General features: G+C 45.9%; 25 protein-coding genes. 3 read left to right on the top strand and 22 right to left on the bottom strand.

The annotated features are described in order from the left end of the window. Positions 1-60: 60 nt before the first annotated feature. The 5 genes from rbsK to ccpA form a co-directional block, all read right to left on the bottom strand. Positions 61-981: a ribokinase gene (rbsK, locus tag MZO41_RS12740; RefSeq protein ID WP_003641546.1), complete on the bottom strand. Its 921-nt coding sequence runs from the start codon at positions 979-981 to the stop codon at positions 61-63. Positions 982-1117: 136 nt separating this feature from the next. Beyond that, the gene (locus MZO41_RS12735; RefSeq protein ID WP_003641545.1) at positions 1118-1846 is read right to left on the bottom strand and encodes a YebC/PmpR family DNA-binding transcriptional regulator; all 729 of its coding nucleotides are present in this window, start codon (positions 1844-1846) and stop codon (positions 1118-1120) included. A gap of 217 nt (positions 1847-2063) precedes the next feature. Then, positions 2064-2384 (bottom strand): DsrE family protein, encoded by a 321-nt coding sequence (locus MZO41_RS12730; protein WP_003641544.1) that lies wholly within the window; start codon positions 2382-2384, stop codon positions 2064-2066. Then, entirely contained in the window at positions 2377-3249 is an 873-nt protein-coding gene (locus tag MZO41_RS12725) for a sugar phosphate isomerase/epimerase family protein (protein WP_003641543.1), read from the bottom strand. The genes MZO41_RS12730 and MZO41_RS12725 overlap by 8 nt, the downstream gene beginning before the upstream one ends. A 122-nt stretch (positions 3250-3371) precedes the next feature. After that, complete coding sequence (gene ccpA, locus MZO41_RS12720; RefSeq protein ID WP_003641542.1) at positions 3372-4382, bottom strand: catabolite control protein A; 1011 nt, start codon at positions 4380-4382, stop codon at positions 3372-3374. Positions 4383-4645: 263 nt separating this feature from the next. Between ccpA and MZO41_RS12715 the strand changes: the two genes are divergently transcribed. Next, the gene (locus tag MZO41_RS12715; protein WP_003644630.1) at positions 4646-5755 is read left to right on the top strand and encodes a M24 family metallopeptidase; all 1110 of its coding nucleotides are present in this window, start codon (positions 4646-4648) and stop codon (positions 5753-5755) included. A gap of 86 nt (positions 5756-5841) precedes the next feature. On the opposite strand, the gene MZO41_RS12710 is transcribed toward MZO41_RS12715, so the two are convergent. From MZO41_RS12710 to MZO41_RS12700, 3 genes are all read right to left on the bottom strand, one after another. Beyond that, positions 5842-6303, bottom strand: coding sequence for a MerR family transcriptional regulator (locus MZO41_RS12710; RefSeq protein ID WP_003641539.1), 462 nt, complete (start codon positions 6301-6303; stop codon positions 5842-5844). Between the two features lie 69 nt (positions 6304-6372). Continuing rightward, positions 6373-6885 (bottom strand): YtxH domain-containing protein, encoded by a 513-nt coding sequence (locus tag MZO41_RS12705; RefSeq protein ID WP_003641538.1) that lies wholly within the window; start codon positions 6883-6885, stop codon positions 6373-6375. 2 nt (positions 6886-6887) lie between these two features. Then, entirely contained in the window at positions 6888-7304 is a 417-nt protein-coding gene (locus tag MZO41_RS12700) for a DUF948 domain-containing protein (RefSeq protein ID WP_003641537.1), read from the bottom strand. Between the two features lie 188 nt (positions 7305-7492). On the opposite strand from MZO41_RS12700, the gene MZO41_RS12695 reads away from it, so the two are divergent. Further along, positions 7493-8386 (top strand): mechanosensitive ion channel family protein, encoded by an 894-nt coding sequence (locus tag MZO41_RS12695; protein ID WP_003641536.1) that lies wholly within the window; start codon positions 7493-7495, stop codon positions 8384-8386. A 267-nt stretch (positions 8387-8653) separates the two neighbouring features. On the opposite strand, the gene MZO41_RS12690 is transcribed toward MZO41_RS12695, so the two are convergent. The 6 genes from MZO41_RS12690 to racE form a co-directional block, all read right to left on the bottom strand. Then, positions 8654-9808: an N-acetyldiaminopimelate deacetylase gene (locus tag MZO41_RS12690; RefSeq protein ID WP_003641535.1), complete on the bottom strand. Its 1155-nt coding sequence runs from the start codon at positions 9806-9808 to the stop codon at positions 8654-8656. Between the two features lie 17 nt (positions 9809-9825). Further along, the gene (gene dapD / locus MZO41_RS12685; protein WP_003641534.1) at positions 9826-10536 is read right to left on the bottom strand and encodes a 2,3,4,5-tetrahydropyridine-2,6-dicarboxylate N-acetyltransferase; all 711 of its coding nucleotides are present in this window, start codon (positions 10534-10536) and stop codon (positions 9826-9828) included. Between the two features lie 18 nt (positions 10537-10554). Then, positions 10555-11046, bottom strand: a complete 492-nt coding sequence (cbpB, locus tag MZO41_RS12680) for a cyclic-di-AMP-binding protein CbpB (protein WP_003641533.1) — start codon at positions 11044-11046, stop codon at positions 10555-10557. Between the two features lie 87 nt (positions 11047-11133). Further along, positions 11134-11652: a metallophosphoesterase gene (locus MZO41_RS12675; protein ID WP_003641532.1), complete on the bottom strand. Its 519-nt coding sequence runs from the start codon at positions 11650-11652 to the stop codon at positions 11134-11136. After that, entirely contained in the window at positions 11649-12257 is a 609-nt protein-coding gene (locus MZO41_RS12670) for an XTP/dITP diphosphatase (RefSeq protein ID WP_003641531.1), read from the bottom strand. Before MZO41_RS12670 ends, MZO41_RS12675 begins: the two co-directional genes overlap by 4 nt. Then, positions 12250-13071 carry a glutamate racemase gene (gene racE, locus MZO41_RS12665; RefSeq protein WP_003645446.1) on the bottom strand — a complete coding sequence of 274 codons (822 nt, stop codon included), beginning with the start codon at positions 13069-13071 and terminating at the stop codon, positions 12250-12252. Before racE ends, MZO41_RS12670 begins: the two co-directional genes overlap by 8 nt. Positions 13072-13270: 199 nt before the next feature. Between racE and MZO41_RS12660 the strand changes: the two genes are divergently transcribed. Beyond that, positions 13271-13792, top strand: coding sequence for a YslB family protein (locus MZO41_RS12660; protein WP_033099034.1), 522 nt, complete (start codon positions 13271-13273; stop codon positions 13790-13792). Between the two features lie 167 nt (positions 13793-13959). On the opposite strand, the gene trxA is transcribed toward MZO41_RS12660, so the two are convergent. The 8 genes from trxA to MZO41_RS12620 all read right to left on the bottom strand — a co-directional run bounded on the left by trxA (position 13960) and on the right by MZO41_RS12620 (position 22942). Further along, positions 13960-14271 carry a thioredoxin gene (trxA, locus tag MZO41_RS12655; protein WP_003641528.1) on the bottom strand — a complete coding sequence of 104 codons (312 nt, stop codon included), beginning with the start codon at positions 14269-14271 and terminating at the stop codon, positions 13960-13962. A gap of 155 nt (positions 14272-14426) precedes the next feature. Next, the gene (locus MZO41_RS12650; protein WP_003641527.1) at positions 14427-16790 is read right to left on the bottom strand and encodes an endonuclease MutS2; all 2364 of its coding nucleotides are present in this window, start codon (positions 16788-16790) and stop codon (positions 14427-14429) included. Positions 16791-16849: 59 nt separating this feature from the next. After that, positions 16850-17101 carry a cell division protein ZapA gene (locus tag MZO41_RS12645; protein ID WP_003645448.1) on the bottom strand — a complete coding sequence of 84 codons (252 nt, stop codon included), beginning with the start codon at positions 17099-17101 and terminating at the stop codon, positions 16850-16852. Between the two features lie 131 nt (positions 17102-17232). Then, positions 17233-17529 carry a DUF1292 domain-containing protein gene (locus tag MZO41_RS12640; RefSeq protein WP_003641525.1) on the bottom strand — a complete coding sequence of 99 codons (297 nt, stop codon included), beginning with the start codon at positions 17527-17529 and terminating at the stop codon, positions 17233-17235. 12 nt (positions 17530-17541) lie between these two features. Then, a complete protein-coding gene (gene ruvX / locus MZO41_RS12635) occupies positions 17542-17976 on the bottom strand; it encodes a Holliday junction resolvase RuvX (protein WP_003641524.1) in 435 nt (144 codons plus the stop codon). After that, positions 17973-18242 (bottom strand): IreB family regulatory phosphoprotein, encoded by a 270-nt coding sequence (locus MZO41_RS12630; protein WP_003641523.1) that lies wholly within the window; start codon positions 18240-18242, stop codon positions 17973-17975. Before MZO41_RS12630 ends, ruvX begins: the two co-directional genes overlap by 4 nt. Positions 18243-18628: 386 nt before the next feature. Then, positions 18629-21271, bottom strand: a complete 2643-nt coding sequence (alaS, locus tag MZO41_RS12625; RefSeq protein ID WP_003641521.1) for an alanine--tRNA ligase — start codon at positions 21269-21271, stop codon at positions 18629-18631. A gap of 327 nt (positions 21272-21598) precedes the next feature. Beyond that, the gene (locus MZO41_RS12620) at positions 21599-22942 is read right to left on the bottom strand and encodes a DEAD/DEAH box helicase (RefSeq protein WP_013355705.1); all 1344 of its coding nucleotides are present in this window, start codon (positions 22940-22942) and stop codon (positions 21599-21601) included. Between the last annotated feature and the right edge of the window lies 1 nt (position 22943).

Genomic DNA, 22943 nt, shown 5'->3' with positions numbered 1-22943 from the left:
TTTCATTTGCAATCCTAACATACGGCGTTATAAGCGCCCCGATATAAACCAATTAAGGCGTTAGGCCCGCTCAGCCGCTTCAATGGCTTCCTTAGTTGGAATCGATGGTTGCGCACCCAATTTTTGAACAGCTATCGAAGATGCCCGGTTGGCAAACCGTACCGCAGCGGCCAAATTACTAAAGTCTGGCATTAAGACCGAACTGAGTGCACCAATAAAGGTGTCCCCAGCTGCAGTCGTGTCAACGGCCTCAACCTTATAAGCTGGGACGAAGCCGTGCTCAGCACCGCGCATCCAGAAAGCGCCTTTACTCCCAACGGTAATGATCACGTTAGCAACGCCCAGCGCCTGCAACTTCTGTGCGCCCTGAATCATCGATTGCTCATCAGTAATGTGCACGCCAGTCAAGGTTTCCGTCTCAGTTTCGTTAGGAACAATTAAGTCGGTCGTCGCTAGTAATTCTGCGGGCACCGTCGTCGTAGCTGGTGCCGGGTTTAAAATCGTTTTTTGCCCAGCGGCCTGAGCCAATTCAAACCCTCGAATCGTTGCTGCAATCGGCGTTTCAAACTGTGCAATCAAAAAAGTACTAGCGCTAATTGCGGGTTGGGCCCGTTCGACATCTTCGGCCGTAACCTGCTGATTAGTTCCACCATCGATTAAGATACGGTTCTCACTACTACTATCTAACAAGATGAAAGCTGAGCCGGTACTAGCCACATTGCTATGTTGAACATATTGGTCATTAACACCACTATTCGTCAACTGCTGCACCATAAAGGCCCCTTCCTGATCAGTACCAACTTTACCGATAAAAGTCGTTTGGGCACCAGCGCGCGCGGCTGCGATGGCTTGGTTAGCCCCTTTACCCCCACCAGCGACACTCTTACCAGTCAGCGGTAGCGTTTCACCAGGCTTAGGAAAACGCTTGAAACGCAAAATCGAATCAACATTCAAACTACCTAGTACGGTTACTTTATTCATGATTATTCGTCCCTTCAGTATTCAACTGCTCTAATTTTAGCAAACTGGCCTGTTCGACGCACTTGTTTTACTAATATTTTAAGCAATAAAAAACGTGGTTCTTGATTTATCATCAAAGAACCACGTCTTTTCATCATTAATCTGGGTAGTTAGCAGCTTCGTATACTTCTGATACGTCGTCGTTATCTTCCAATTCATCAATCATGTGTTGTAACTTTTCCACTTTATCAGCAGGAACGTCCGTTAGGTTTTCAGGAATCATGGTTAATTCAGCTGTTTCCAACTTGTAACCATTAGCTTCGAGGGCATCACGAACGGCAGCTAATTGTTTAGGATCAGTGTAAATTTCAAACGCTTCGTCGCTTGATTGTAAATCGTCGCCACCAGCATCTAAAACGTCCATCAACATCGTATCTTCGTCGGTATCTAAATCTTCGCGACTGATCACGATGTAACCCTTACGATCAAACATGTAACTAACCGCACCAGTTGCGGCTAAAGCCCCACCATGATGCGTGAACGCTGAACGAACCGCCGCAGCAGTCCGGTTTTTGTTATCAGTTAATGCGTGAACCAGAACGGCGATACCACCAGGGCCGTAGCCTTCGTAAGTAACTTCTTCGTAGTTCTCCGCACCGGAGCCACTACCTTTATCAACCGCCCGTTTAATATTGTCTTTAGGCATGTTGGCAGCTTTGGCCTTATCCATAACTAACCGCAATTGCGCGTTAGAATCTGGATCAGGACCCCCGGCTTTTACAGCCATATAAAGTTCACGGGAAATCTTTTGAAAGACTTTCCCACGTTTAGCATCTTGGGCGTTCTTACGTCCTTGAATGTTATGCCATTTTGAATGTCCTGACATGTGTGACTCCTTCTTTCATATTTATTTTCAGTTTAGTAGATAAACATACGTAAAGTATGATAGCAAAAAAAGCGAGCGATTTCAAGCACTAGAACCAAGGGCGTCCAAGTTCTGCGATTTTTATTGCAAATCTAATGAACCAGTTTCGTTATTGGACTCTCTTTCAAATTTGAAATTTCAGTTTGCTAATGACAACCACAACCACGACAAACTGGTGTTATGGCCGTAAATATGCGTAACCCACAGCTTGCAAGTCCACGATTCGCACCACACCAGCGGGAACGACCGTCACACTGGCAGGAAGTTGGGCCGCAGTCATTTGATGACTCACCATGGCATTATGGCAAGCATCAATCTCAACTTGCGGTAACGTCTGTTGTAATGGCTTCCAGGCACCAGTTACCAGCGTCGTGATAGCGGGCCCGTTGACCACAACCACCACCGTACTAGTTGGCCGGGCTGCCAAAAAATTCTGCACATTGCTTATGGCCGTTGCGACCTTAGCCGGCTCGTCGACATGGACTACTAAGTTAGTCATTCGCTTGTCCTCCCTCGATCGACCGCAGTTCGAGTGCGCGTAGATAGTGATAGCTACTCAACATGTTAGCGCAGGTCGCATCCGTTTCATCCGGCACTTCATAAATCATGGTAGCGTGCGGGTTGAGGACTGGTAACACCCGCTGCCAGTCAATCAGTCCCTGCCCTAAAGGTAAACTATCGTGCCGCGTCCCCATCGAATCAACCAAATGATAATGTTGAATGAGTGGAGCCAGCCGCTTCAAAGCCAACATGGTCAATTCCATATCACCGTGCAGCGCAATGAAGACGTGGCTCAAATCACAAACCAGCGGATAATGATGCTGAATGATACGCTCATCTAACTGGGGATCACCATACATAAAACTTGCCGTTACCCCATTTTCAATCACGACATGTCCACTCGCCTGACGAACCAAATTATCCAACCGCTCAAAGACCACGTCACGTGCAACCTGCAAGGACTCATACTCATCGATCAAGCGCCCACTGTCGCTACCATAGCCACCGTGTACGAGCACCTTGACATCCAATTCCGTCGCCAACGCAAGTAACTGGGCCGTACTCGTTTGTAGGAATTGGTACGCCGCAGCTTCACGATGTGGATCAAGCAATTGATCAAGATGAACGCCTTGATAACTCATAGGGTGATGAATCACAATTTGCTCGGTGACAGTTGTCTTTACAAATTGGACAGCTGTTTTAAGTGTCTGAAATGCTTCCGGTTCAAAGTCCGTGGCACTCGTAAAAAATTCAAATACTTCGGGCCGGTATTGCAAACGATCCATTAATTGTGCGGGTGCTTGGGACGCCTTCAAGCCTAACTTAATTTTTCCGGGCCGTGGCCGCATTATTAGTTGTGTCATCCGTTTAACTCATCCTTTCACGCATTCCAAAACCAAAAAAGGCTTGGAATAAATATTCCAAACCTAGTATAACGCTATCGTTCTAAATTATGCCAACGTCACTAGCTGGCAGACAACCGAACTTAATCAGCAGACTTGGTTGAGCCCCGCCGAACAATGCCGTATGGCAAGGTGACCGTCTTCTCGTCAAGTTCTTTATCGTTCATCAACTTAGTTAACATCCGCATGGCAACCGCACCAATATCATATAATGGTTGGGTAATCGAGGTAATGGCTGGACGCGTGATTTGGGTAATAATCGTATCATTACTCGTCACAACTTCCAAGTCATCTGGAACGTTGATCCCGGATTCCATACTTGCGTTGATAAGACCAGCCGCCATTTCGTCGTCCCCAACGAATACCGCAGTAGCGCCACTATCCGCAATGACTGGTTGTAACTTCCGCCCAGCATCATATGAGTAGCCCGCTTCATAAACGAGGGCGTCGTCAAACGGAATCTTAGCCTTGGTTAAGGCCCGTTTGTAACCCGTCAGTCGGTATTCAGCGTTGATTGATTGTGACAATGAGCCTAAAGCCAACGCGATCTTCTTGTGACCACGTGCAATTAAGTTAGTGACCACTTCTTCAACAGCTGCAGCGTAGTCGATATTAACGCTTGGCGTTTCATTGTTCGGATCAACCGTCCCAGCTAAAACAACTGGTGCCTTGGCCCGTTTGAATTCAGCCCGGAGCTTGTCATCAATATGGTTACCCATAAAGATGACCCCGTCAACTTGCTTAGCCATCAACGTATTCAACACGTTGACTTCTTGTTCACCCGCATCATCGGAGTTCGTTAAAATGATATTGTACTTGTACATCATCGCAATATCATCAATCCCGCGTGCTAACGCCGCAAAATAAATGTTGGTCACGTCCGGGATGATTACCCCGACCGTAGTTGAACGCTTACTTGCTAACCCTCGTGCAACTGCGTTAGGCCGGTAATCTAACCGTTCGATGACAGCTAGTACCTTTTTACGCGTTGCGGGTTTAACGTTGGGATTACCATTGACGACTCGTGAAACTGTGGCCATTGAAACCGCCGCTTCGCGTGCCACATCATAAATTGTTACTGTTTGTTTTTCCATATAAAAATAGCCCTTTCTTGCTTGGTATCATATGTTTTCATCCGTTTTCATGCAACATCAACCAATATAGCAAAATTACGCTTCCAATGCAACTTAAGATTGTTATTGAAATCGCTTTCATGAAAATAATACCGTACTTGTTTTCAAAATGCAAGATTTACCACACGAAGATTGTTATTTTGGGCTCATTATTCTCAGCTTTTTATCATCAACAGCGCTATACTAGTATTATTATCTATTATTTTATCTAAGGAGTGTTTGAATTGACAGATTATACGAAACTGCAACAAGTCCGTCAATGGACCCAAGACAATCACGTTGACGTGACCTACATCAGTAACTTTCACACAATTTCATATTTGACTGGTTTTGAGAGCAACCCCTACGAACGGACGCTAGCACTGTTTGTTTTCGCGGATGCGGAACCATTTCTCTTTGCACCCGCTCTCGAAGTTGAAGCAATCAAGGAGATGGGCTGGCCTTACAAAGTTTTCGGCTACCTCGACCATGAAGATCCATACGCGCTAATTGCTGATCACATTCACGCACAATTGACTGATCCTAAAGTTTGGGCCCTTGAAACTGGGAACTTGACGTTAGACCGCTTTACCGCGCTCAAACAGCAATTTCCAGCTGCCCACTTCGATAAGGATCTATCACCTTATATTCAGCAATTACGGCTGGTCAAAACAGCTGATGAACTTGAAAAACTAAACATTGCCGGTAAATGGGCCGACTTTGCTTTTGAACAAGGATTTGCTGCTGTCAAGGCGGGTCGCACCGAACAACAGATTGCTGCCGAATTACAGTATGCCTTAATGAAAAAGGGAATTATGGAAATGAGTTTCGACACTTTAGTCCAAGCTGGTGAACATGCCGCCAACCCCCATGGTGCAACTAACGAAACCCAAGTCAAGCCAAATGAATTAGTGCTATTCGACCTCGGCGTCATGTATGAAGGCTATGCTTCTGATGCTTCCCGGACAATTGCTTATGGCCAACCGAGTGCCAAGCAAAAGGAAATCTTTGACGTCTGTCTGGAAGCCAACTTGACTGCTCAGGCAGCCATTAAACCAGGCATGGCAGCCGAAGATGTCGATAAAATCGCACGCGATATCATCACCAAAGCGGGCTATGGCGAATACTTCATTCACCGGTTAGGTCACGGAATCGGCCAAACTGACCACGAATTTCCTTCGATTATGGCTGGTAACCACATGCCACTCGTTGAAGGCATGTGCTTCTCAGTAGAACCTGGGATCTACATTCCCGGCGTAGCTGGTGTTCGAATCGAAGACTGTGGGGTCGTTACTAAGGAAGGCTTTAAGCCATTTACCCATACGCCAAAAGAATTAAAAGTATTAGATCTTTAATTAAAAACGTCAAAGAAGGCCGTCACGACATAATCCGTGACGGCCCTCTTTTTTTACCTAGCGTTGACTGGTACTTGCTTTTAGTGTTATTCCGGTAGCGGATGTTCGGTTTCATAATCAGCCACTTCGGCTAACAGCGCCGCCGTCGTTTTCAGTGGCAGCACGTCACAGTCAACCGCGGCTTCACTCCCCGCCTGACTCGCACGCCGATAAACATCAATCTTATGATTGACTTTTTGCAAATTCAACAAGGATTGATGGATTTGCGCTTCAACAGCCTGGCGTTGCTCTTCAAACATTGCTAGCCGTTGATCAATCGTTCCATCCCCATCGGCACACCAACTAATAAATTGTCGAATATCCTCTAACGGCATCCCGGTCTGCTTAAGACAACGAATCAATGCCAGTGAATCCAAGTCTTCATCATTGAAGACCCGGCGGCCCTGCTTATCACGCTTCACAAAGGGCGTTAAGCCCGCCTTATCATAATAGCGCAGTGTATAACTTGAAATACCGGTCTTTTTGGCGACCGCTCCGATTGAATACAATGTGATTCCTCCTCAAAAGCAGATAGGACACCGAGCACTTGCTCAGTGTCCTATCTTATCGCTGTCAGCTTACTTGGCTGGTGACGATTCATCCGTTGTCGATTCATCATCAGACTTCGCAGGTGTTGCGTCCTTAGCAGGTGCTGATTCTGGTACGGGCGCTGAAGTCTTCTCGTCCTCGCCAGCTTTTTGATAAGCAGCTCCACCATCAATGACGATATCTTCATCATCACCTTCATCATCTTCGACCTTAGCTAATTCAGACCGTAAACTATCCGTAGCTTGGTCAAGACTTGAGCCAAAGCTTTCACCCGTTTCCTGCTTAGCAGCTTGATACTGGTCAGCAAAATCGGCCACTTTTCGCTTTGTATCTTCAAATTGTTGCCCAGCTTCAGCCTTGAAGTCTTCAGCAGCATCGTTGGCATAGAACGCATAGTCGATTGCCCGATCCTTAAAATCGGCAATTCCTTGCTGTGCTTTAGCTTTCAATTCAGCCTTTTTATCATCATCCATCTTCATAACGGCGGTAGCAATCGCTGCACCACCTAAAACAACACCTAATAAGAATCCCTTTTTCGACATAATTAAGACTCCTCACTATTATTTTTTGAACGTCGATTACGATAGACATCAAAAGCGGCTTTGCCGACCTTGCTTGCGCTGGAGAACTTGCTCCGCTTCTCATTGTTCTTGCCAATCTTGGCTGTTAAGTCTCGAGTCGCAGCATTTAAGTCAGAGACGCTCTGACCTAAGTCGCCCATCGCTTGAAACGCTGGATCAATTGTTGCAACTTTGCCGTTAACATCCTTTAAGAGTTCATTGGCATTTGCCATGATTTTTTCAGTCTCATGTGACAAGGCGTCAACATCATCCGTAATATTATTTAAACTACGGTTGACTTCCCCCATCGTTTTAGTAATCCGCATTAAAAAAATCCCGATAAAGCATACTAATAATAAGAACGCAATGGCGGCAATGATGCCCGCAATGTGTGTAATCATCCTAAAATTCCTCCTTCAACAGCCATGATATTAAAACTAGCATAGCATTGTCTTTAGTATACCGCAATTAAAAAAGTGCTTACAACATTCACCCAGTCACATTTGGTCGCAATAACTTGATCACGGCTTGGTTGCCCGCGTCAAATCTGATAAACTAGTGAACAGACAACAATAACGAGGGTGAAGATATGTTTAATTCAATTAACCTAGCAGCGGTTGACACACCGACTAAACAAGTTTCGGTGTGGATGAAGTTGGCTAAGAAAATTGACTGGCAACAAATTATTATTAATATTGGCGGCAAGCTACTCGAAATCATTTTATTTATTTTACTATTTTGGGTGATTGATCGGCTAGGAAAACGCCTGATCCACCACTTATTTTTAACGAATGCTAATACCAGTGATACTGCCAATAATCGGATTTCAACGATTTTTACATTATCATTAAATATCTACCATTACGTCATCATGTTTTTTGGCATCTATGCGGTACTTTCAGTGTTAGGTGTTCCCGTGGGGACGTTGATTGCTAGTGCTGGGATTTTCAGTGTGGCGTTAGGTTTAGGCGCCCAAGGCTTCGTCAGTGACATTGTCACCGGGTTCTTCATTCTACTTGAAGATCAGATTGATGTTGGGGATTACGTCAAAATCGAAACCATTGAGGGGACCGTCTCCGCAATCGGTTTACGGACAACTCAAGTTACGAGTCCCGATGGCACGTTGAACTTTATTCCCAATCGCAAGATTTTAATCATTAGCAACCAGTCGCGTAACGATATGCGCGTGCTGATTGACCTCTACATTCTCACAACGACTCCCGTTCAAGATCTGACTAACGTGGTCCGCGAAACTAATGCCGACCTCGTGCCTCAGTATCCTGATATCATCGGTGAGCCCGACATTCAAGGCGTCACGACACAAGCCGATGGGACGTTGGTCTTCCGAGTACAATTTTACGTCAAAAATGGCATGCAGTTCGCAATTCAGCGCGACTTTTTGGCCGCCTACTTGAACGCGGCCCGAGCAGCGGGAATTCAACTCCCCTCGCCACGTTTAAATATCGCCCCAACGCACAAGTAAGCTCAACCAACACAAGCCCGCACAGCGGTTGCTCAGAAATGAGCGCCACGGTGCGGGCTTGATCTTTCATCTGACAAATTTCTTCAGGTGGGAACCATGACGCACGTTGTTATTGTCAGGAATAGTTTTAGTTATTCCCATTCGCAACCTAACGTGACCAGGCGAAAACTATTGTGCGGTCACAACCAACCATTAATTGCAGCAACGCTCTGCATTCTTGAAACTCAAAAACGTACTGACACGTGTTAGCGCAGTACGTTTTGTAATTTATTTGTGTAACGCATTCCGATGAGTCAAAAAGCCGGTCATCGCATTGACCCCACTCATAATGGCAGCCGTGTGCGGCACCATGTTTTCCGAGTGCAACGAATATGGACTGTCGACCCCTAACCAGAACATTGTCCCTGGAATCTGATGAATCAAATAACCAAAGTCTTCCCCAGTCATTGCTGGTTCCGTTTCAATAAAGTTGACATCATCATCATCCTGCATGTACTTGATAAAATCAGCAGTGATTGCGTCATTGTTCTCAACGGGATAATAACCACCTTGATTGAGCTTCAAATCGATATTGCAGTCATAGGCGAGCGCAATCCCCTCAGTAATCGTCCGAACCCGCCGCTGAATATGCATGTTCATCTCCTGCGTCAACGCTCGGATCGTCCCGTCAATCTGGGCCTCACCGGCAATCACATTGCCAATCGTGCCAGCAGTAAAGTGACCTAATGTCACCACACCACTTTGAATCGGGTCCACGTTGCGCGCTACAATCGTCTGCAGCTGGGAGACTAACGCCGCACCAGCGACGACCATGTCGTTTGCTTGATGTGGGTAAGCCGCGTGTCCACTTTTACCACTTAAGTGTGCGTGGATCTCACAAGTCCCCGCAAATAACGTGCCCATCCGGCAACCGATCGCTCCAGTTGGTAAATTAGGATTGTCATGGAATGCAAAAATCTCATCTGGCATCCAATCACCATCTAGCGCACCACTTTCGTACAAGCGTTGCCCACCCGAGGCATTTTCCTCAGCCGGCTGGAACATGAAAACCATGTCGGTCGCAGGTCGGTTCTCTGCAAAGTAGCTTAGGATTCCTAGCGCGACTGACATATGAATATCATGGCCACACGCGTGCATGACACCTGGATGGGTCGATGCAAATGGTAAGCCCGTATTTTCAGTAACTGGTAACGCATCGATGTCAGTTCGATAACCGATTCGATAATCATGCTTTAAACCACTGACTTTCACTAAAATCGCCGTATCCAAAGTAGGAATGGTTTTGATTGTCAGCCACTCTTGAGGCATCTTACCAATAATCGACAATAAATAAGCCTGTGTTTCATGTTCTTGTAAGCCGATTTCCGGAATTTGGTGTAAGTGTTGATAAATTGGAATTAGATCGGTTTCCCGTAAGACCATTGTTTATCCCTCCACCATTAAAGATTCCGTAATTCTGCCATTAATTCAGTCTTGCTCTTAGTCTTATCATCAATATCTTTCAACTTACGAGCAGGAACCCCACCGACTACGGTGTTAGGAGCGACGTCTTCAATGACGATCGCACCCGCAGCCACAACGGCACCCTTACCAACATGCACGCCTTCAAGTACGGCCGCATTGGCACCGATCAGCACGTCGTCATCGATTTGAACTGGTTTAGCCGAAGGTGGCTCTACCACGCCAGCTAACACAGTACCAGCGCCAATATGACAGTTCTTACCAACAATTGCGCGACCACCAAGAATGGCACCCATGTCAATCATCGAGCCTTCACCGATTTCGGCACCAATGTTGATCACCGCACCCATCATGATAACGGCATTATCACCAATCAATACTTGGTCACGAATAATCGCACCGGGTTCGATCCGCGCATTGTATTGCTTCAAATCTGCCATTGGTACGGCTGAATTGCGCGCGTCATTTTCTAATTCATAATCTTCGATATTTGCAGCGTTAGCCTTTAAGAACGGTTCAACATCCGCCCAGTCACCAAATAATACCCCAGCGTTGCCACTGAAGAAAGTTTTGATGCCTGCTGGAACGTTTAATTGGTCTAAAGCACCCTTCACGTATACTTTTACGGGTGTTTTCTTTTTCGCACTGCCAATGTAGTTAATAATTGATTGTGCATCTAATTTTGCCATCGGAGACCCTCCAAAAATTTATTTAGCTTTTTCACTAGTGGAAAAATCCTTCTCAATCATATCATATTGTTTGCCGATTTCATGGGTCAGAAAGTTAAAACTCTTCATGAATTCACGACGAGTGACAATTCCTTGAAAAATTTGCTGTTCATCAACGACTGGAACAAACGGATTATCAATCATCAAGTGTAACGTCTCTTCAACGTCATCCACATCATGAACCGTCTTAACTTGTGTCTCCATTACGTCACAGACACGTTTTTGCAGTAATATTTCAGTATTCAGTTGATCAAAACCTAACATTTGTTCAGTAATCAGTGGCAACGATACTAAACCTTCAAAGTGACCACCATGATCAAGTACTGGAATTTTGGAATACTTGACCTTCGTTAGTACTAAAAACGCGTGATACAAATTATTATCAGTTTGAACGTTGGCAACCACGTCCGCCGGAATCAAATAATGGTCGGCGTTACGTGACAATAAGTCCTCAACTGGTTGAATTAACATACAGCGCCTCCTTCACTAAGCCCATCCCTTTATTTTAACCGCAAAAGCACTTTGCACAGCCCTAAAAATCAGTTTTTTTACCACATTTTAATCAGCAAAATGAAATTTTAGTTCTGGCACCGCTTGTAGTTGCCGATCATAATATTGGACGTCGATACCTGCGGCTGACGTTGTCACGATGGCGTAGGTGCCACCGATACGTGCAAATTCACCACGCGGATAAGTAATACTACCAGGATTAAGCACGACCACGCCGCCTCGTCGTTCAACACCCAGTTGATGCGTGTGACCAAAGAAAGCCAGCGTCGCATTGTGCACCTCAGCATTAGCTAATAGATGGTCCAATCCCATGTTCACACCGACTAAGTGACCGTGCGTCATGTAGACTGTCACCTCATCAATAGTTGGATTCACTTCATTTGGAATCACGTCATCGAAATCCATATTTCCTTGAACCGTGAATATCTCTTGAAAAACCGCGTCATCATGCGGTAATTCAGAATCACCACAGTGAAAAAAGGCGTCAACCTGACCGCGGTACTTATCAAGCAATCGAACTAACACGTCACGATCGCCATGGCTATCACTCACTACTAAACATTTCATGCTTTCGCCCACCATTCATCGAATTTAGTCATCAGTTGTCGCAAGGCTGCACCCCGATGACTGATTTGATTTTTTTGTGCTGGCGTCAATTCCGCCAAGGATTTTTGAAACTTACTTGACCAAAATAACGGATCATAACCAAACCCATTGTCACCACGGGGGGCAATCAGAATACGGCCGGCTAACTCACCGTTAACGACAAGTTTCTCACCACTGGGTTTAAGGGCAACCAGGGTCGTATGAAAAGTCGCGGTCCGCTCCGCTTCAGGAACGCCACCAAGGTTGGCTAACAACTTGGCATTATTCGCAGCATCATCATGATCACCAGCATACCGTGCCGAAAACACTCCCGGATCACCGTGCAACGCCTTGACCATCAAGCCGGAATCATCCGCAATTGCCGGTAATCCGGTTGCTTCGACCACAACCGTCGCCTTTTTAGTGGCATTTTCTTCAAACGTGATACCGTTCTCCTTAATTTCAGGAATATTTGGAAAATCAGCCAACGTTTTGATGGTAATATCATACGGTGCCAACATCGCGCTAAACTCGCGCGCCTTATTGGCATTGTTAGTCGCAATGATCAATGTTTGTGGTTTAGTCATTCGCTTCACTCCCTAAATCAATATGTTGTGCGTGAAAGTCCGGTTGGCCCAACCAGTTCCGCGCGATTGCTTCGAATTGATCAGCCGCCCCCGTCGTGTAGTACTCATCCGGATAACGCTTAGTAGAACGATCGTTAGCAATATCCAAGTAATCGAGTACCGCCGAGACATCGTTCACCGTTTCGGCACCAGAATCAATCAAGGTCACCCCAGGCCCCATCACATTTTGAATAAGTGGCCGCAATAATGGATAGTGTGTGCAGCCCAAAACAAGCGTATCAACGTCTTGTTTTTTTAGTTGTTTCAACGTTTCCGCAACCACCCGCTTGGCAACCGTTGATTGATACTCATTCGATTCAACCAACGGCACAAACTTTGGGCACGCCTGCGAAACGACCGTCGCAGTAGGATCTTTGGTTAAGATAGCATCTCGATAAGCATTACTACGAATCGTCCCCTCAGTCGCAATCACACCGATTCGATTACGATGAGAAGCTTTTAACGCAGCCCGCGAACCAGGCGCAATCACCCCAATAACGGGAATTGACAACTGCTGCCGCAACGCCGGCAATGCCGCTGCGGTCGCAGTATTACAAGCTATCACGAGCATTTTGATCTGCTTTGCTATTAAGAAATCCGCCATCTGAAAAGAAAAAGTTCGCACTTGTTCAGCTGGTCGCGGACCGTATGGCAAACGTGCCTGATCACCAATAAAATAAACTGTTTCGCGCGGGAGTTGTTTCAAAGCTTGCTTGACGACAGTCAACCCGCCAACCCCCGAATCCATGAAGCCAATTGCATGTTCATTTGCCATTTTAAAATCTCCGTTCACTGAATTCTGAAACTTTATTATGGTCTTTTTTGAAATTGATTTCAAGCCAGACCAATTGCGACGAAATTGTAAAGTTTCCGTTGATAAATTGAAAAAAACCGACACATTAGTGGAAACGGGGTATAATAATGATTATACAGTGGCTAGAGTACCACGATTTTTTGCATGGAAAGGAATTATCATGACGAACGACTTTTATTCTCAATTTGCGGGCAACTCGATCAAAGCTTCCATCCTCAGTGTGGAAATCTTGCGAGATGCCTTAATACCAAAGTTATTGGGTGATGACAGTAGTGGCATCCTTTACTGGGCGGGTAAAGACTTGGCACGCCAGTTTCCTGTCGCTAGTGATGATGATCTTGTTACCTTTTTTGAGCAAACCGGCTGGGGTCACCTTGTCGTGATTACAACGACGGATGATCTAATCACGTATGAATTGACTGGTGAGCCGGTCGCTCGGCGTAGCGCCACGATCAAATCACCAGACTTTATGCTTGAAACTGGCTTTCTAGCTGAGCAGTCGGCGCTCCGCACCAACTGTGTGAGTGAAGCTAAAATTACGTTCCAAAATCGCATGCGACTGCGCATCTCAGTTACGATTGATCACAATCAACCAATCGTCAATCACGATCCCGCAACACCAATCGAAATCGTGCGGCCTCAAGTTGAACTTGATGACGAACAACCTGAAGAAGCACAGTAAAAAGGACGGCCACGTGGTCGCCCTTTTTTGCAACGTTAAATAGTTTTCCTTATATAGTCATTATTAACGGTTGTCCCCGGTCTTAAAAAAGAGCGCAAAAAAACGCGCCGTTCACTTAAGAAGGCGCGTTCGCTAGCGAACCATTAATGAAATAATGGCCCAGCTTATTATAGATATTGAGCTAAAGTTTGTTGGATCTGTTCCTTGGAATGGTAGCCAACTAAGGTATCAACCACTTCGCCATCCTTCTTAACTAATAAGGTTGGAATGCTCATGATACCAAAGTTGCTGGCCGTTTCAGGGTTGGCGTCGACATCCATCTTATTGAACGTCACCTTGTCACCCATCTCGTCAGCTAATTGTTCGACCACTGGTGACTGCATCCGGCAAGGACCACACCATGTCGCCCAGAAGTCAGTTAACGTTACTCCTGAAGCCGTATCCGTTGTAAAAGTTTTATCAGTAGTTGCTGCGACCATTATAATCGGCCTCCTTTAAGCTTTATCTGTTACTAATAGTAAGTATACCAGTAACCGGGTGGAACACAAACAATTTGCCTGCAATCAAAGCGCCGATATCGTGCACAGCCATGAATTCGCGTCATCACTGATCTGCACCTGGCACTCGTCACTGGTTATTTGAACTGCACCTCAGTCGCACCATTGCCGCCATGATTTGGCGCAGCAAAGTGAAACGACTTGACTTGCCGATTAGACTTGAGATAGTTGGTAATGCCTTCTCGTAGAGCACCAGTTCCCTTCCCGTGTACGATTGTGACGGAAGGATACCCGGCCAACAACGCAGCATCAATATAGCGATCAACTTGAGTCATCGCGTCTTCATAACGCACACCCCGCAGGTCCAAGTTCGGCGAAACGTGACTCGCGTGGGCACTCTGAACAGTAGCACGCGCGCGTTTTGGCTCTTCTGGCTTAACGCGTTCCAAGTCACCGTCACTAATCTTCATCTTCAAGATGCCGAGTTGGACTTCCCACTCGTGTTTACCCATCTGACGCATCAACACACCACGTTGACCATACGATTTGACCAGCACGTCATCACCTTCATGAAAATCATGTTGGGCTTTGGCACGCCGTAATACACGGTTTTTCTTGAGCTTAGGCTGTTGCTCCAATGCATTCAACGCGCCCTTCGCATCAATCAACTCGTTTTCTTTGACAGTCGCCGTACCACTCGCTAATTGTTTCTTACGCAAATCACTAATGATAGCATCGGCCTTAGTCTTACTTTGCTCAACAATGGTGTTCGCCTGCACTTTGGCATCTTCGATCAACTGATCTTTACGCTGTTGATACGCATTGAATTCGCTCTTCAACTGCCGGTGCAATTTTTCAGAATCTGCCACTTGGGTTTTCAGATGCAGTTGTTCATCTTCAACCTGTTTGCGCTTCGTCACCAAATCCGCAATCATTGCGTTGAGGTCTTGACTATCCGTATCCGTCAACGACCGAGCTTGATCAACAATCGCTTGCGGGATGCCCAACCGCTGTGCGATATCGAGCGCATTACTTCGACCAGGAATCCCGACCAATAGCCGGTACGTCGGCTTGAGTGTTTCTTCGTCAAACTCCATACTAGCATTGATCGTATCAGGTCGGTTAAACCCATACGCCTTAAGTTCTGGGTAGTGAGTCGTCGCAACGACTTGGGTTCCCTTGGCCCCAATGGCATCCAGAATTGCGATTGCCAGTGCCGCACCTTCTTGCGGATCAGTCCCGGCACCCAATTCATCAACGAGTACTAAACTGTGAGCGTCGATCTGCGCTAAGAAACTTTCAATATTTTCCATATGGGATGAGAACGTACTTAAATTCTGTTCGATCGACTGTTCATCACCAATATCCGCAAAGATCTCATTATAAACGCCAACGCGACTTCCGGCTTCAACAGGAATAAATAATCCTGACTGGGCCATCAATTGTAGTAATCCCAGCGTCTTCAACGTAATCGTCTTCCCACCAGTGTTAGGCCCCGTAATGACCATCGCCTGATAATCAGTACCTAAACTAATATCATTGGCAACGACTTTGCGAGGATCAATCAGGGGGTGGCGTGCTTGCCGTAGATAGACTTCATTTTTGGGTGAAACGGCCGGTTCAGTCGCCTTCATATCATGCGCATAACGCGCCTTGGCATTGATAAAGTCGAAATGTCCAAGAATCGCCGCATTATTAATGATTTCGTCCTGGTAAGGCGCAATCAAGTTGGAGAGTTCCTCCAAGATACGCTGTTCTTCTTGCTTTTCCGCAACTTGATTTTGCCGTAACCGGTCATTCATCGCCATGACAGCCTGGGGTTCGATAAAGAGCGTCTGCCCACTCGCTGATTGATCATGCACGATGCCACCAAACCGACTGCGATTCTCGGCCTTGACCGGGATAACGTAACGGTCGTTTCTAATCGTGATGATTGGGTCGCTTAAATACTTGGCATCATGGCCACGGGTATAATGACCCATTTGGTTACGAATCTCCGTTTCAGTACGACGGATATTGCTCCGAATCCGGCTCAGTTCTGGTGACGCCTCATCCGTGATATGACCGTCACCTTCAATGGCAGTAGCGAGGCGCTTCGTCACATCTGGTAAAGTAACTAATTCTGCAACTTCATCAAACAGGTGTCGAATATCATTCTCAGGGGCATCTTCTAGCAACTCGGCAAAAAAGCGCGTGATTGCGCGCGTTGTCCGTAACACCCGCCCAACTTGCCCGAGTTCACTCCCATTCAGGGTCGCACCGATAGCTAACCGTTTCATATGCGGTTTTATATCCGCTAAACGAGCGACCGGAATGCCACCCTTTAAACGATACACTTCTGCCCCGTCGTTGGTTTCATCTAAGGCCCGTTGAATATCCGCAACGCTGGTCATTGGGTGTAGTTCATTGAGTGCTTGTTGGCCCGTTGCCGAGACTAAGTATGGTGCTAATTGTTGTTTTACTTGTTGGTACTCTAACGTATTCAATACTTTGGAATTCACTGATATCCCTCCGAAGTTCCAATGAATTACGAAAAGCCGCAAAAAAACGGACAATGCAATTACTTGTCGGCATCATCCGTTTGCATTTTCAATAATTCAGCTTGTTTGTCAACCTGATCTGAAATCGCATTGAATGCGAGCAACGTCGCAATCTCCGTATCAGACAAATCGGGGGCTAATTTTTTTAATTGTGCCACTTGCTCATTCATCATCCGCGTCACCGTTTGCATGTGACGGTCAGATGCCGTGCCAATGATCGTGTAAGTACGACCATCAATTTCCGCTTTAAAGCGGCGCTTGTTAGCAGTCATCAACATCCCGCTTCCTTTCAATAACAATTAATATTCTAGCATGGTTATCACAATTATGCGACAGTTAGAACCGTCTCATAATTTCTAAAAAAGCCCGCGGACATGCGCCCACGAGCTTAATCTACTTTCGACTATTGCATGCCACCGTCATCGGCTAAGAAGGTATTCAAAACTTGCTCAACCATATCCCATTCGTCGTCCGACTCGATCAGTTGTAATTCGCCATTGTCGCCATCTTCAGGATTAAAGATGTAGGCTTGAATATCAACTTCATCATCGGCCGCAGCATCAGCTGGATATAATAAAATATAGGAGTGACCGAAATCTTCTGAATCAAACGTGAACAAAATATTAAATAAGGTTTCGTTACCTTCGTCATCAACTAATGTGATCACATCATTGTCTTTACGATCTTGGTTTTGGCTCATGTTAGTTCCTCGCTATTCTTGTGTGAGTTTGCCGTGGCGATCCAAGTAGTTTTGCAAGATTAAACTTGCAGCTAGCTTGTCGATCACCTTTTTGCGTTTCTTACGTGAGGTGTTAGCTTCTTCAACCAACATCCGTTCAGCTTCAACGGTCGTCAGACGTTCATCTTCAAAGTCTACCGGCAAATGAAACCGGGCTGTCAGTAACTCGCCGTAATGTTGCGCCGCCTCAGCCCGTGGTCCCAAGGTATTATTCATATTCTTTGGTAGCCCTAGGACAAAGCCCCCAGCATCCAATTCTTCAACGAGTTCAGCAACCCGGTCGATTCCGAATTCCTCAGCATCCTCATTGATTCGAATAATTTCAACGCCCTGCGCCGTCCATCCAAAAGCATCACTAATGGCAACGCCAACAGTTCTGGAACCTACATCTAACCCCATCAACTTCATGCATCAACATCCTTATCTGCCTTTAAGTAAGACTTGACAAGTTCCTCGATAATCTCATCGCGCTGATGCTTCCGAATTAAGTTCCGAGCATCCTTTAAGCGCGGGATATACGCCGGATCACCGGATAGTAAGTAACCCACGATTTGATTAATCGGATTGTAGCCCTTTTCTTGTAACGCTTCATAAACTGTCGTTAACGTGTCGTGGACATCCTTAACGCTGTCATTATCGAAGTCAAAGTACATTGTTTTGTCTAATGAACTCATATCAAGCACCTCCCGCTAGTTTCCGCTTCTAATCTATTTTACTAAATGCCCATATGAAGTACAATCAATCCACTTTGATGTAACACATTCGTAATAATAACCCGGAGAATGCAGACGTTTTCTGCAAATTCATCCCGATTTACACTGTTTTTTCATATGCTGACATACCCCTGTTTCGAATGTTCGAATAGTTGAAATTCAAAACAGGCACACCCTTTGTAACCCAATCTTCTACGAGTTAAGCCGGTCACAAGGTGCCATAACATTAAAAAATCAGTACCGTTAGAACGGTCTCGTCCTAACAGCACTGATTTAATTGTTATTTTGATAGCTTTAACATAGCTAACCAACATAAAAAACAGGATGTGCAACCAAAGCAATCAGTCTTATTGTTCGGCAAGCCACTCATGCGCAGCTTTCAGCGCCGCTGGTAGTCCAGCAGGCTTCTTCCCGCCAGCTTGGGCTAAGGTTGGGCGGCCACCGCCGCCACCACCAACTTTTGGTGCAATGGCTTTGATCAAGTCACCAGCTTTGATACCTGCCTTGACCTTGTCATCACTAACAGCAACTAATAAGTTGACCTTTTCGCCAATGACTGTTCCAAGTACCAGTACGTCAGAATACTGCTTGGTCTTCCAAGTATCGGCCAATTGACGGAGTTGATCCATGCCAGAGACTTCAATTTGTTGGGCGATCAACGTCGTACCGTTCACATCGTCAACTTGATCAAAGACTGCCCCAGCCTGCTGTTTGGCTAAGCGACTTTCGAGGCTGGCCCGGTTCTGTTGTTCCGCTTTGAGATCGGCTTGTAACTGACTAACCTTGGCTGGCGTATCAGCTAACTTCGGTGCCTTGACTTGAGCAGCAACTTGCTTCAAGGTTTGTTCTTCGCCGGCAAGCAGTTCGAAAGCTTCCTTCGAAGTAACGGCTTCAATCCGCCGCGTTCCAGCGCCAATCCCTGTTTCGGAAACAATCTTAAATAGCCCCAATTCACTACTGTTCTTAACGTGGGTCCCACCATCGAATTCGATAGAATAATCACCAATTGAAACAACCCGCACAATTTTGCCATACTTTTCAGTGAAAACCGCAATTGCGCCCATCTTGTGACCAGTTTCTTGGTCCGTTTGAATAGCACTGACTGGTAACGCTGCCCAGATCTTATCATTGACGATTTGTTCAACTTTAGCTAACTCTTCGTCAGTCACTTGACCAAAGTGAGTAAAGTCAAACCGTAAATAATCAGGTTCTACAAGTGAACCAGCTTGTTTCGTATGTTCACCGAGAACGTCACGAAGCGCCTGGTCTAACAAGTGGGTGGCGGTATGATTCTTTTCGACTTTGTTGTGGAATGCCAAGTCAACGTTCAGCGTATAAGTCGCGTCTTTTCGCATTGGTTTCAACACTTCAACGGTGTGTAAATGCTGCTTGTTGGGTGCATTTTGTACGTCAGTCACTTTAGCCACCATTTCACCGGCATCATCTAAGATCACACCACGGTCGGCAACCTGACCACCCATTTCAGCATAAAACGGTGTCTTGCTGAAAATCATCTCAGCTTGACCACTGTCGACGTGATCAACCAGGGTCTCGTCAACAATAATGTCGTTCAAAGTCCCCTGCACATTCGTTAATTCGTCATATCCCACGTATTCACTTGGCGTTTTGATGTCGATCAAGAGACTCCGTTGGACGCCCATGGACTTGGCACTGCTACGTGCATTGCGTGCGCGGTCACGTTGAGCCTTCATTTCAACTTCAAAACCAGCTTCGTCGACATCTAAATCTTCGTCGCCAGCGTATTCCTTAGTTAGTTCGAACGGGAAGCCATAAGTGTCATATAACTTAAATGCATCCTTACCAGCTAGTGTATCGTGACCAGCCTGCTTGGTTTCCGCGATCAAGTTATTTAACAGATTCAACCCATCATTCAAGGTCTCATTGAAGCGACTTTCTTCTGAAGCCACGATCTTTTCGATATACGCACTATTTTTGAGCACGTCGGGATAGTGTGAAGCCATGATCTTGCCAACAATCGGTACTAATTGGTCCAAGAAAGCTTCTTTCAAACCTAATTTTTGACCATGTAGGATTGCCCGCCGAATCAACCGCCGAATGACATAGCCACGACCTTCGTTGGAAGGTAAGGCCCCGTCACTAATAGCAAACGTAATGGCCCGAGCGTGATCGGCAATCACTTTGAAGGACACATCGTCCTGGGCGTTATCACCGTAGTGCTTGCCATCACTTAATTCTTCCGTCTTATGAATAATTGGGAGGAATAGGTCAGTTTCAAAATTGGTTTTCGCATTTTGAAAGACCGAAACGACCCGTTCTAGCCCCATCCCCGTATCAATATTCTTACGCGGGAGTGGTTCGTAAGTACCTTCAGGAGTGTGGTTAAATTGCGAAAAGACAATGTTCCAAACTTCCAAGTAACGTTCATTTTCGCCACCAGGATAGTTTTCCGGGTCATCATCAGCTAAATTATTGAAAGCTTCGCCACGATCATAAAAAATTTCTGAATCGGGGCCAGATGGGCCTTGACCAATGTCCCAGAAGTTATCTTCGACTTTAATGATGTGGTCTGGTTTCACGCCAGTTGCTTCCCAGAATTTCGCGGCATCCGTGTCCTTGGGATAAACAGTCATGTATAACTTGTCAGGATCCCAGCCAAACCATTTTGGTGAGGTCAAGAGTTCCCAGGCCCAACTAATTGCTTCTTTTTTGAAGTAGTCACCAACTGAGAAATTACCAAGCATTTCAAACAACGTGTGGTGCCGCGCCGTCCGCCCAACATTCTCAATATCATTCGTCCGAATACTCTTCTGTGAACTCGTCATGCGGGGGTTATCCGGCACAACGGAGCCATCAAAGTACTTCTTCATCGTTGCAACACCGGAGTTGATCCATAATAACGTTGGGTCATCCACGGGAACTAGTGATGCACTAGGGACAATCGTATGACCTTTTTCATGAAAAAAGTCCAAGTACATTTGCCGAATTTCACTACTACTTAATTTTTTCATTTAATTCTGGCATCCTCTCTATCATTCTTAATTTAAGGCAAAAAAACACCGTTGCTAGCAAAGACGCTGTTAACGCGGTACCACTCTGCTTGCAACGATGTGTTCGTTTACCTCTTAAGCTCATTAACGCTGAGACACGGACTAGTTTGCTAGTCATTACTTCTAGGTAGCATCTACCCCACACCGCACTTTTTCCAGCAACCAAAGTGTTTCTTGACCGATATGTGAGATAGATATGTCCTTACTTTGCAAAGTATAGAAAACTTGCGGCGACTTGTCAATACACCACTCAGTTATTTTGCATTAATCTATCCGGATGCACGTCAATTAAGACTTACGATCCTTGCGTTCCTTGCGGGCAGCCGCTCGTTGTTCGATGCGGCGGTCCATCCGCGCCTTATCGCTGATCTTTTTACGAATGCGGCGTTTGTAACCCGGCTTGATCTTTTTCTTGGACTTTTTGACGTAACCAATCAAGGTTGGGTCCAGTTTTTCCTGTTTTGGCCCCCGTTTAGCCCGACGATTACGGTCATATGAATCCACAATCTCACCATCACGAATCGCCTTCGGTTTGAACTTGATCCCCATTGCTTCAACTGCACTGACCTTGGCTTCTTCGCCTGGGCTATATAACGTAATCGCAGTCCCCGCCATTCCATTCCGGCCGGTCCGGCCAACACGGTGAATGAAGAATTCTAAGTCATTCGGAATATCATCATTGATGACGTGTGAAACACCTTCAATATCAATCCCACGGGCAGCTAGATCAGTGGCAACAACAAATTGATACTTCAATTGTTGGACGTCGCGCATAACCCGCTTTCGTTCACGTGGTTGAATATCTCCATGGATCATTGCGATCGTTAAACCTTGTTGGCGCAAATAATGGGTCAACTCTTGAACTCGTTCCTTCGTGTTAGCAAAAATCAACACGAGATACGGTTCACCAATCGTCAGCAAGCGATAAATAATACTGTTTTTATCGTGACTCTTGGTGGAAATCAGCCAGTTATCAATAGTCGGACTAATCACAGATTCTACTGGAATTTCTTCCATAACTGGATTGTTCATGTACTTGCGCAAAAATGGCGTTAATTTTTGTGGCATCGTGGCTGAGAACACCAACATTTGTAAATCAGCAGGCATTCGGCCAGCAATCTGGTCAACCACGTTCAAAAAGCCCAAGTCTAGCGTCATATCGGCTTCATCAACTACTAGCTGAGTCGCACGATGCACATCGAGTGCCTGGGAGCGCATTAAGTCCAGAATCCGTCCTGGGGTCCCAATAATCAACTGTGGTTGGTGCCGATTTAGCTTTTCAATCTGTTCCTGCTTATCAGTCCCACCGACATAGAGTCCAATGTGAATGGCTTTCGGGCTGTGTTGGATCAACTGTTTAGCAGCAGTCTGAATCTGATAAGCTAATTCACGGCTGGGCGTTGTGATAACTGCCTGCACGTAACGTTCATCAGCATTCAGTTGATTGATCATTGGCAGTAAAAACGTATGCGTCTTACCACTCCCAGTTGCTGACTGACCGATGACGCTGCGGCCAGCAGCAATCACTGGAATCAACTTTTCCTGTACCGCAGTCGGTTTGCGGAAATTGATGTCAGTCAGTGCCTGCATCAAGAACGGCTGCAATTTAAAATCTTCAAAACTTGCGGTCATA

Source organism: Lactiplantibacillus sp. C232, assembly GCF_023806725.1.
GTDB lineage: Bacteria > Bacillota > Bacilli > Lactobacillales > Lactobacillaceae > Lactiplantibacillus > Lactiplantibacillus plantarum.
Note: the sequence above shows the minus strand (reverse complement) of the source record. Positions and strands in the feature narration are given on the sequence as shown.

Bases quoted from the DNA above. Each gene is read 5' to 3' on its own strand.
- MZO41_RS12620 (WP_013355705.1), bottom strand. From the start codon at position 22,942: ATGACCGCAAGTTTTGAAGATTTTAAATTGCAGCCGTTCTTGATGCAG.
- MZO41_RS12675 (WP_003641532.1), bottom strand. From the start codon at position 11,652: ATGAAATGTTTAGTAGTGAGTGATAGCCATGGCGATCGTGACGTGTTA.
- MZO41_RS12660 (WP_033099034.1), top strand. From the start codon at position 13,271: ATGACGAACGACTTTTATTCTCAATTTGCGGGCAACTCGATCAAAGCT.
- alaS (WP_003641521.1), bottom strand. From the start codon at position 21,271: ATGAAAAAATTAAGTAGTAGTGAAATTCGGCAAATGTACTTGGACTTT.
- MZO41_RS12695 (WP_003641536.1), top strand. From the start codon at position 7,493: ATGTTTAATTCAATTAACCTAGCAGCGGTTGACACACCGACTAAACAA.
- MZO41_RS12630 (WP_003641523.1), bottom strand. From the start codon at position 18,242: ATGAGTTCATTAGACAAAACAATGTACTTTGACTTCGATAATGACAGC.
- MZO41_RS12645 (WP_003645448.1), bottom strand. From the start codon at position 17,101: ATGACTGCTAACAAGCGCCGCTTTAAAGCGGAAATTGATGGTCGTACT.
- MZO41_RS12735 (WP_003641545.1), bottom strand. From the start codon at position 1,846: ATGTCAGGACATTCAAAATGGCATAACATTCAAGGACGTAAGAACGCC.
- MZO41_RS12670 (WP_003641531.1), bottom strand. From the start codon at position 12,257: ATGACTAAACCACAAACATTGATCATTGCGACTAACAATGCCAATAAG.
- MZO41_RS12725 (WP_003641543.1), bottom strand. From the start codon at position 3,249: ATGACACAACTAATAATGCGGCCACGGCCCGGAAAAATTAAGTTAGGC.
- racE (WP_003645446.1), bottom strand. From the start codon at position 13,071: ATGGCAAATGAACATGCAATTGGCTTCATGGATTCGGGGGTTGGCGGG.
- cbpB (WP_003641533.1), bottom strand. From the start codon at position 11,046: ATGTTAATTCAACCAGTTGAGGACTTATTGTCACGTAACGCCGACCAT.
- MZO41_RS12640 (WP_003641525.1), bottom strand. From the start codon at position 17,529: ATGAGCCAAAACCAAGATCGTAAAGACAATGATGTGATCACATTAGTT.
- rbsK (WP_003641546.1), bottom strand. From the start codon at position 981: ATGAATAAAGTAACCGTACTAGGTAGTTTGAATGTTGATTCGATTTTG.
- MZO41_RS12705 (WP_003641538.1), bottom strand. From the start codon at position 6,885: ATGTCGAAAAAGGGATTCTTATTAGGTGTTGTTTTAGGTGGTGCAGCG.
- dapD (WP_003641534.1), bottom strand. From the start codon at position 10,536: ATGGCAAAATTAGATGCACAATCAATTATTAACTACATTGGCAGTGCG.
- ruvX (WP_003641524.1), bottom strand. From the start codon at position 17,976: ATGAAGTTGATGGGGTTAGATGTAGGTTCCAGAACTGTTGGCGTTGCC.
- trxA (WP_003641528.1), bottom strand. From the start codon at position 14,271: ATGGTCGCAGCAACTACTGATAAAACTTTTACAACGGATACGGCTTCA.
- MZO41_RS12690 (WP_003641535.1), bottom strand. From the start codon at position 9,808: ATGGTCTTACGGGAAACCGATCTAATTCCAATTTATCAACACTTACAC.
- ccpA (WP_003641542.1), bottom strand. From the start codon at position 4,382: ATGGAAAAACAAACAGTAACAATTTATGATGTGGCACGCGAAGCGGCG.
- MZO41_RS12730 (WP_003641544.1), bottom strand. From the start codon at position 2,384: ATGACTAACTTAGTAGTCCATGTCGACGAGCCGGCTAAGGTCGCAACG.
- MZO41_RS12700 (WP_003641537.1), bottom strand. From the start codon at position 7,304: ATGATTACACACATTGCGGGCATCATTGCCGCCATTGCGTTCTTATTA.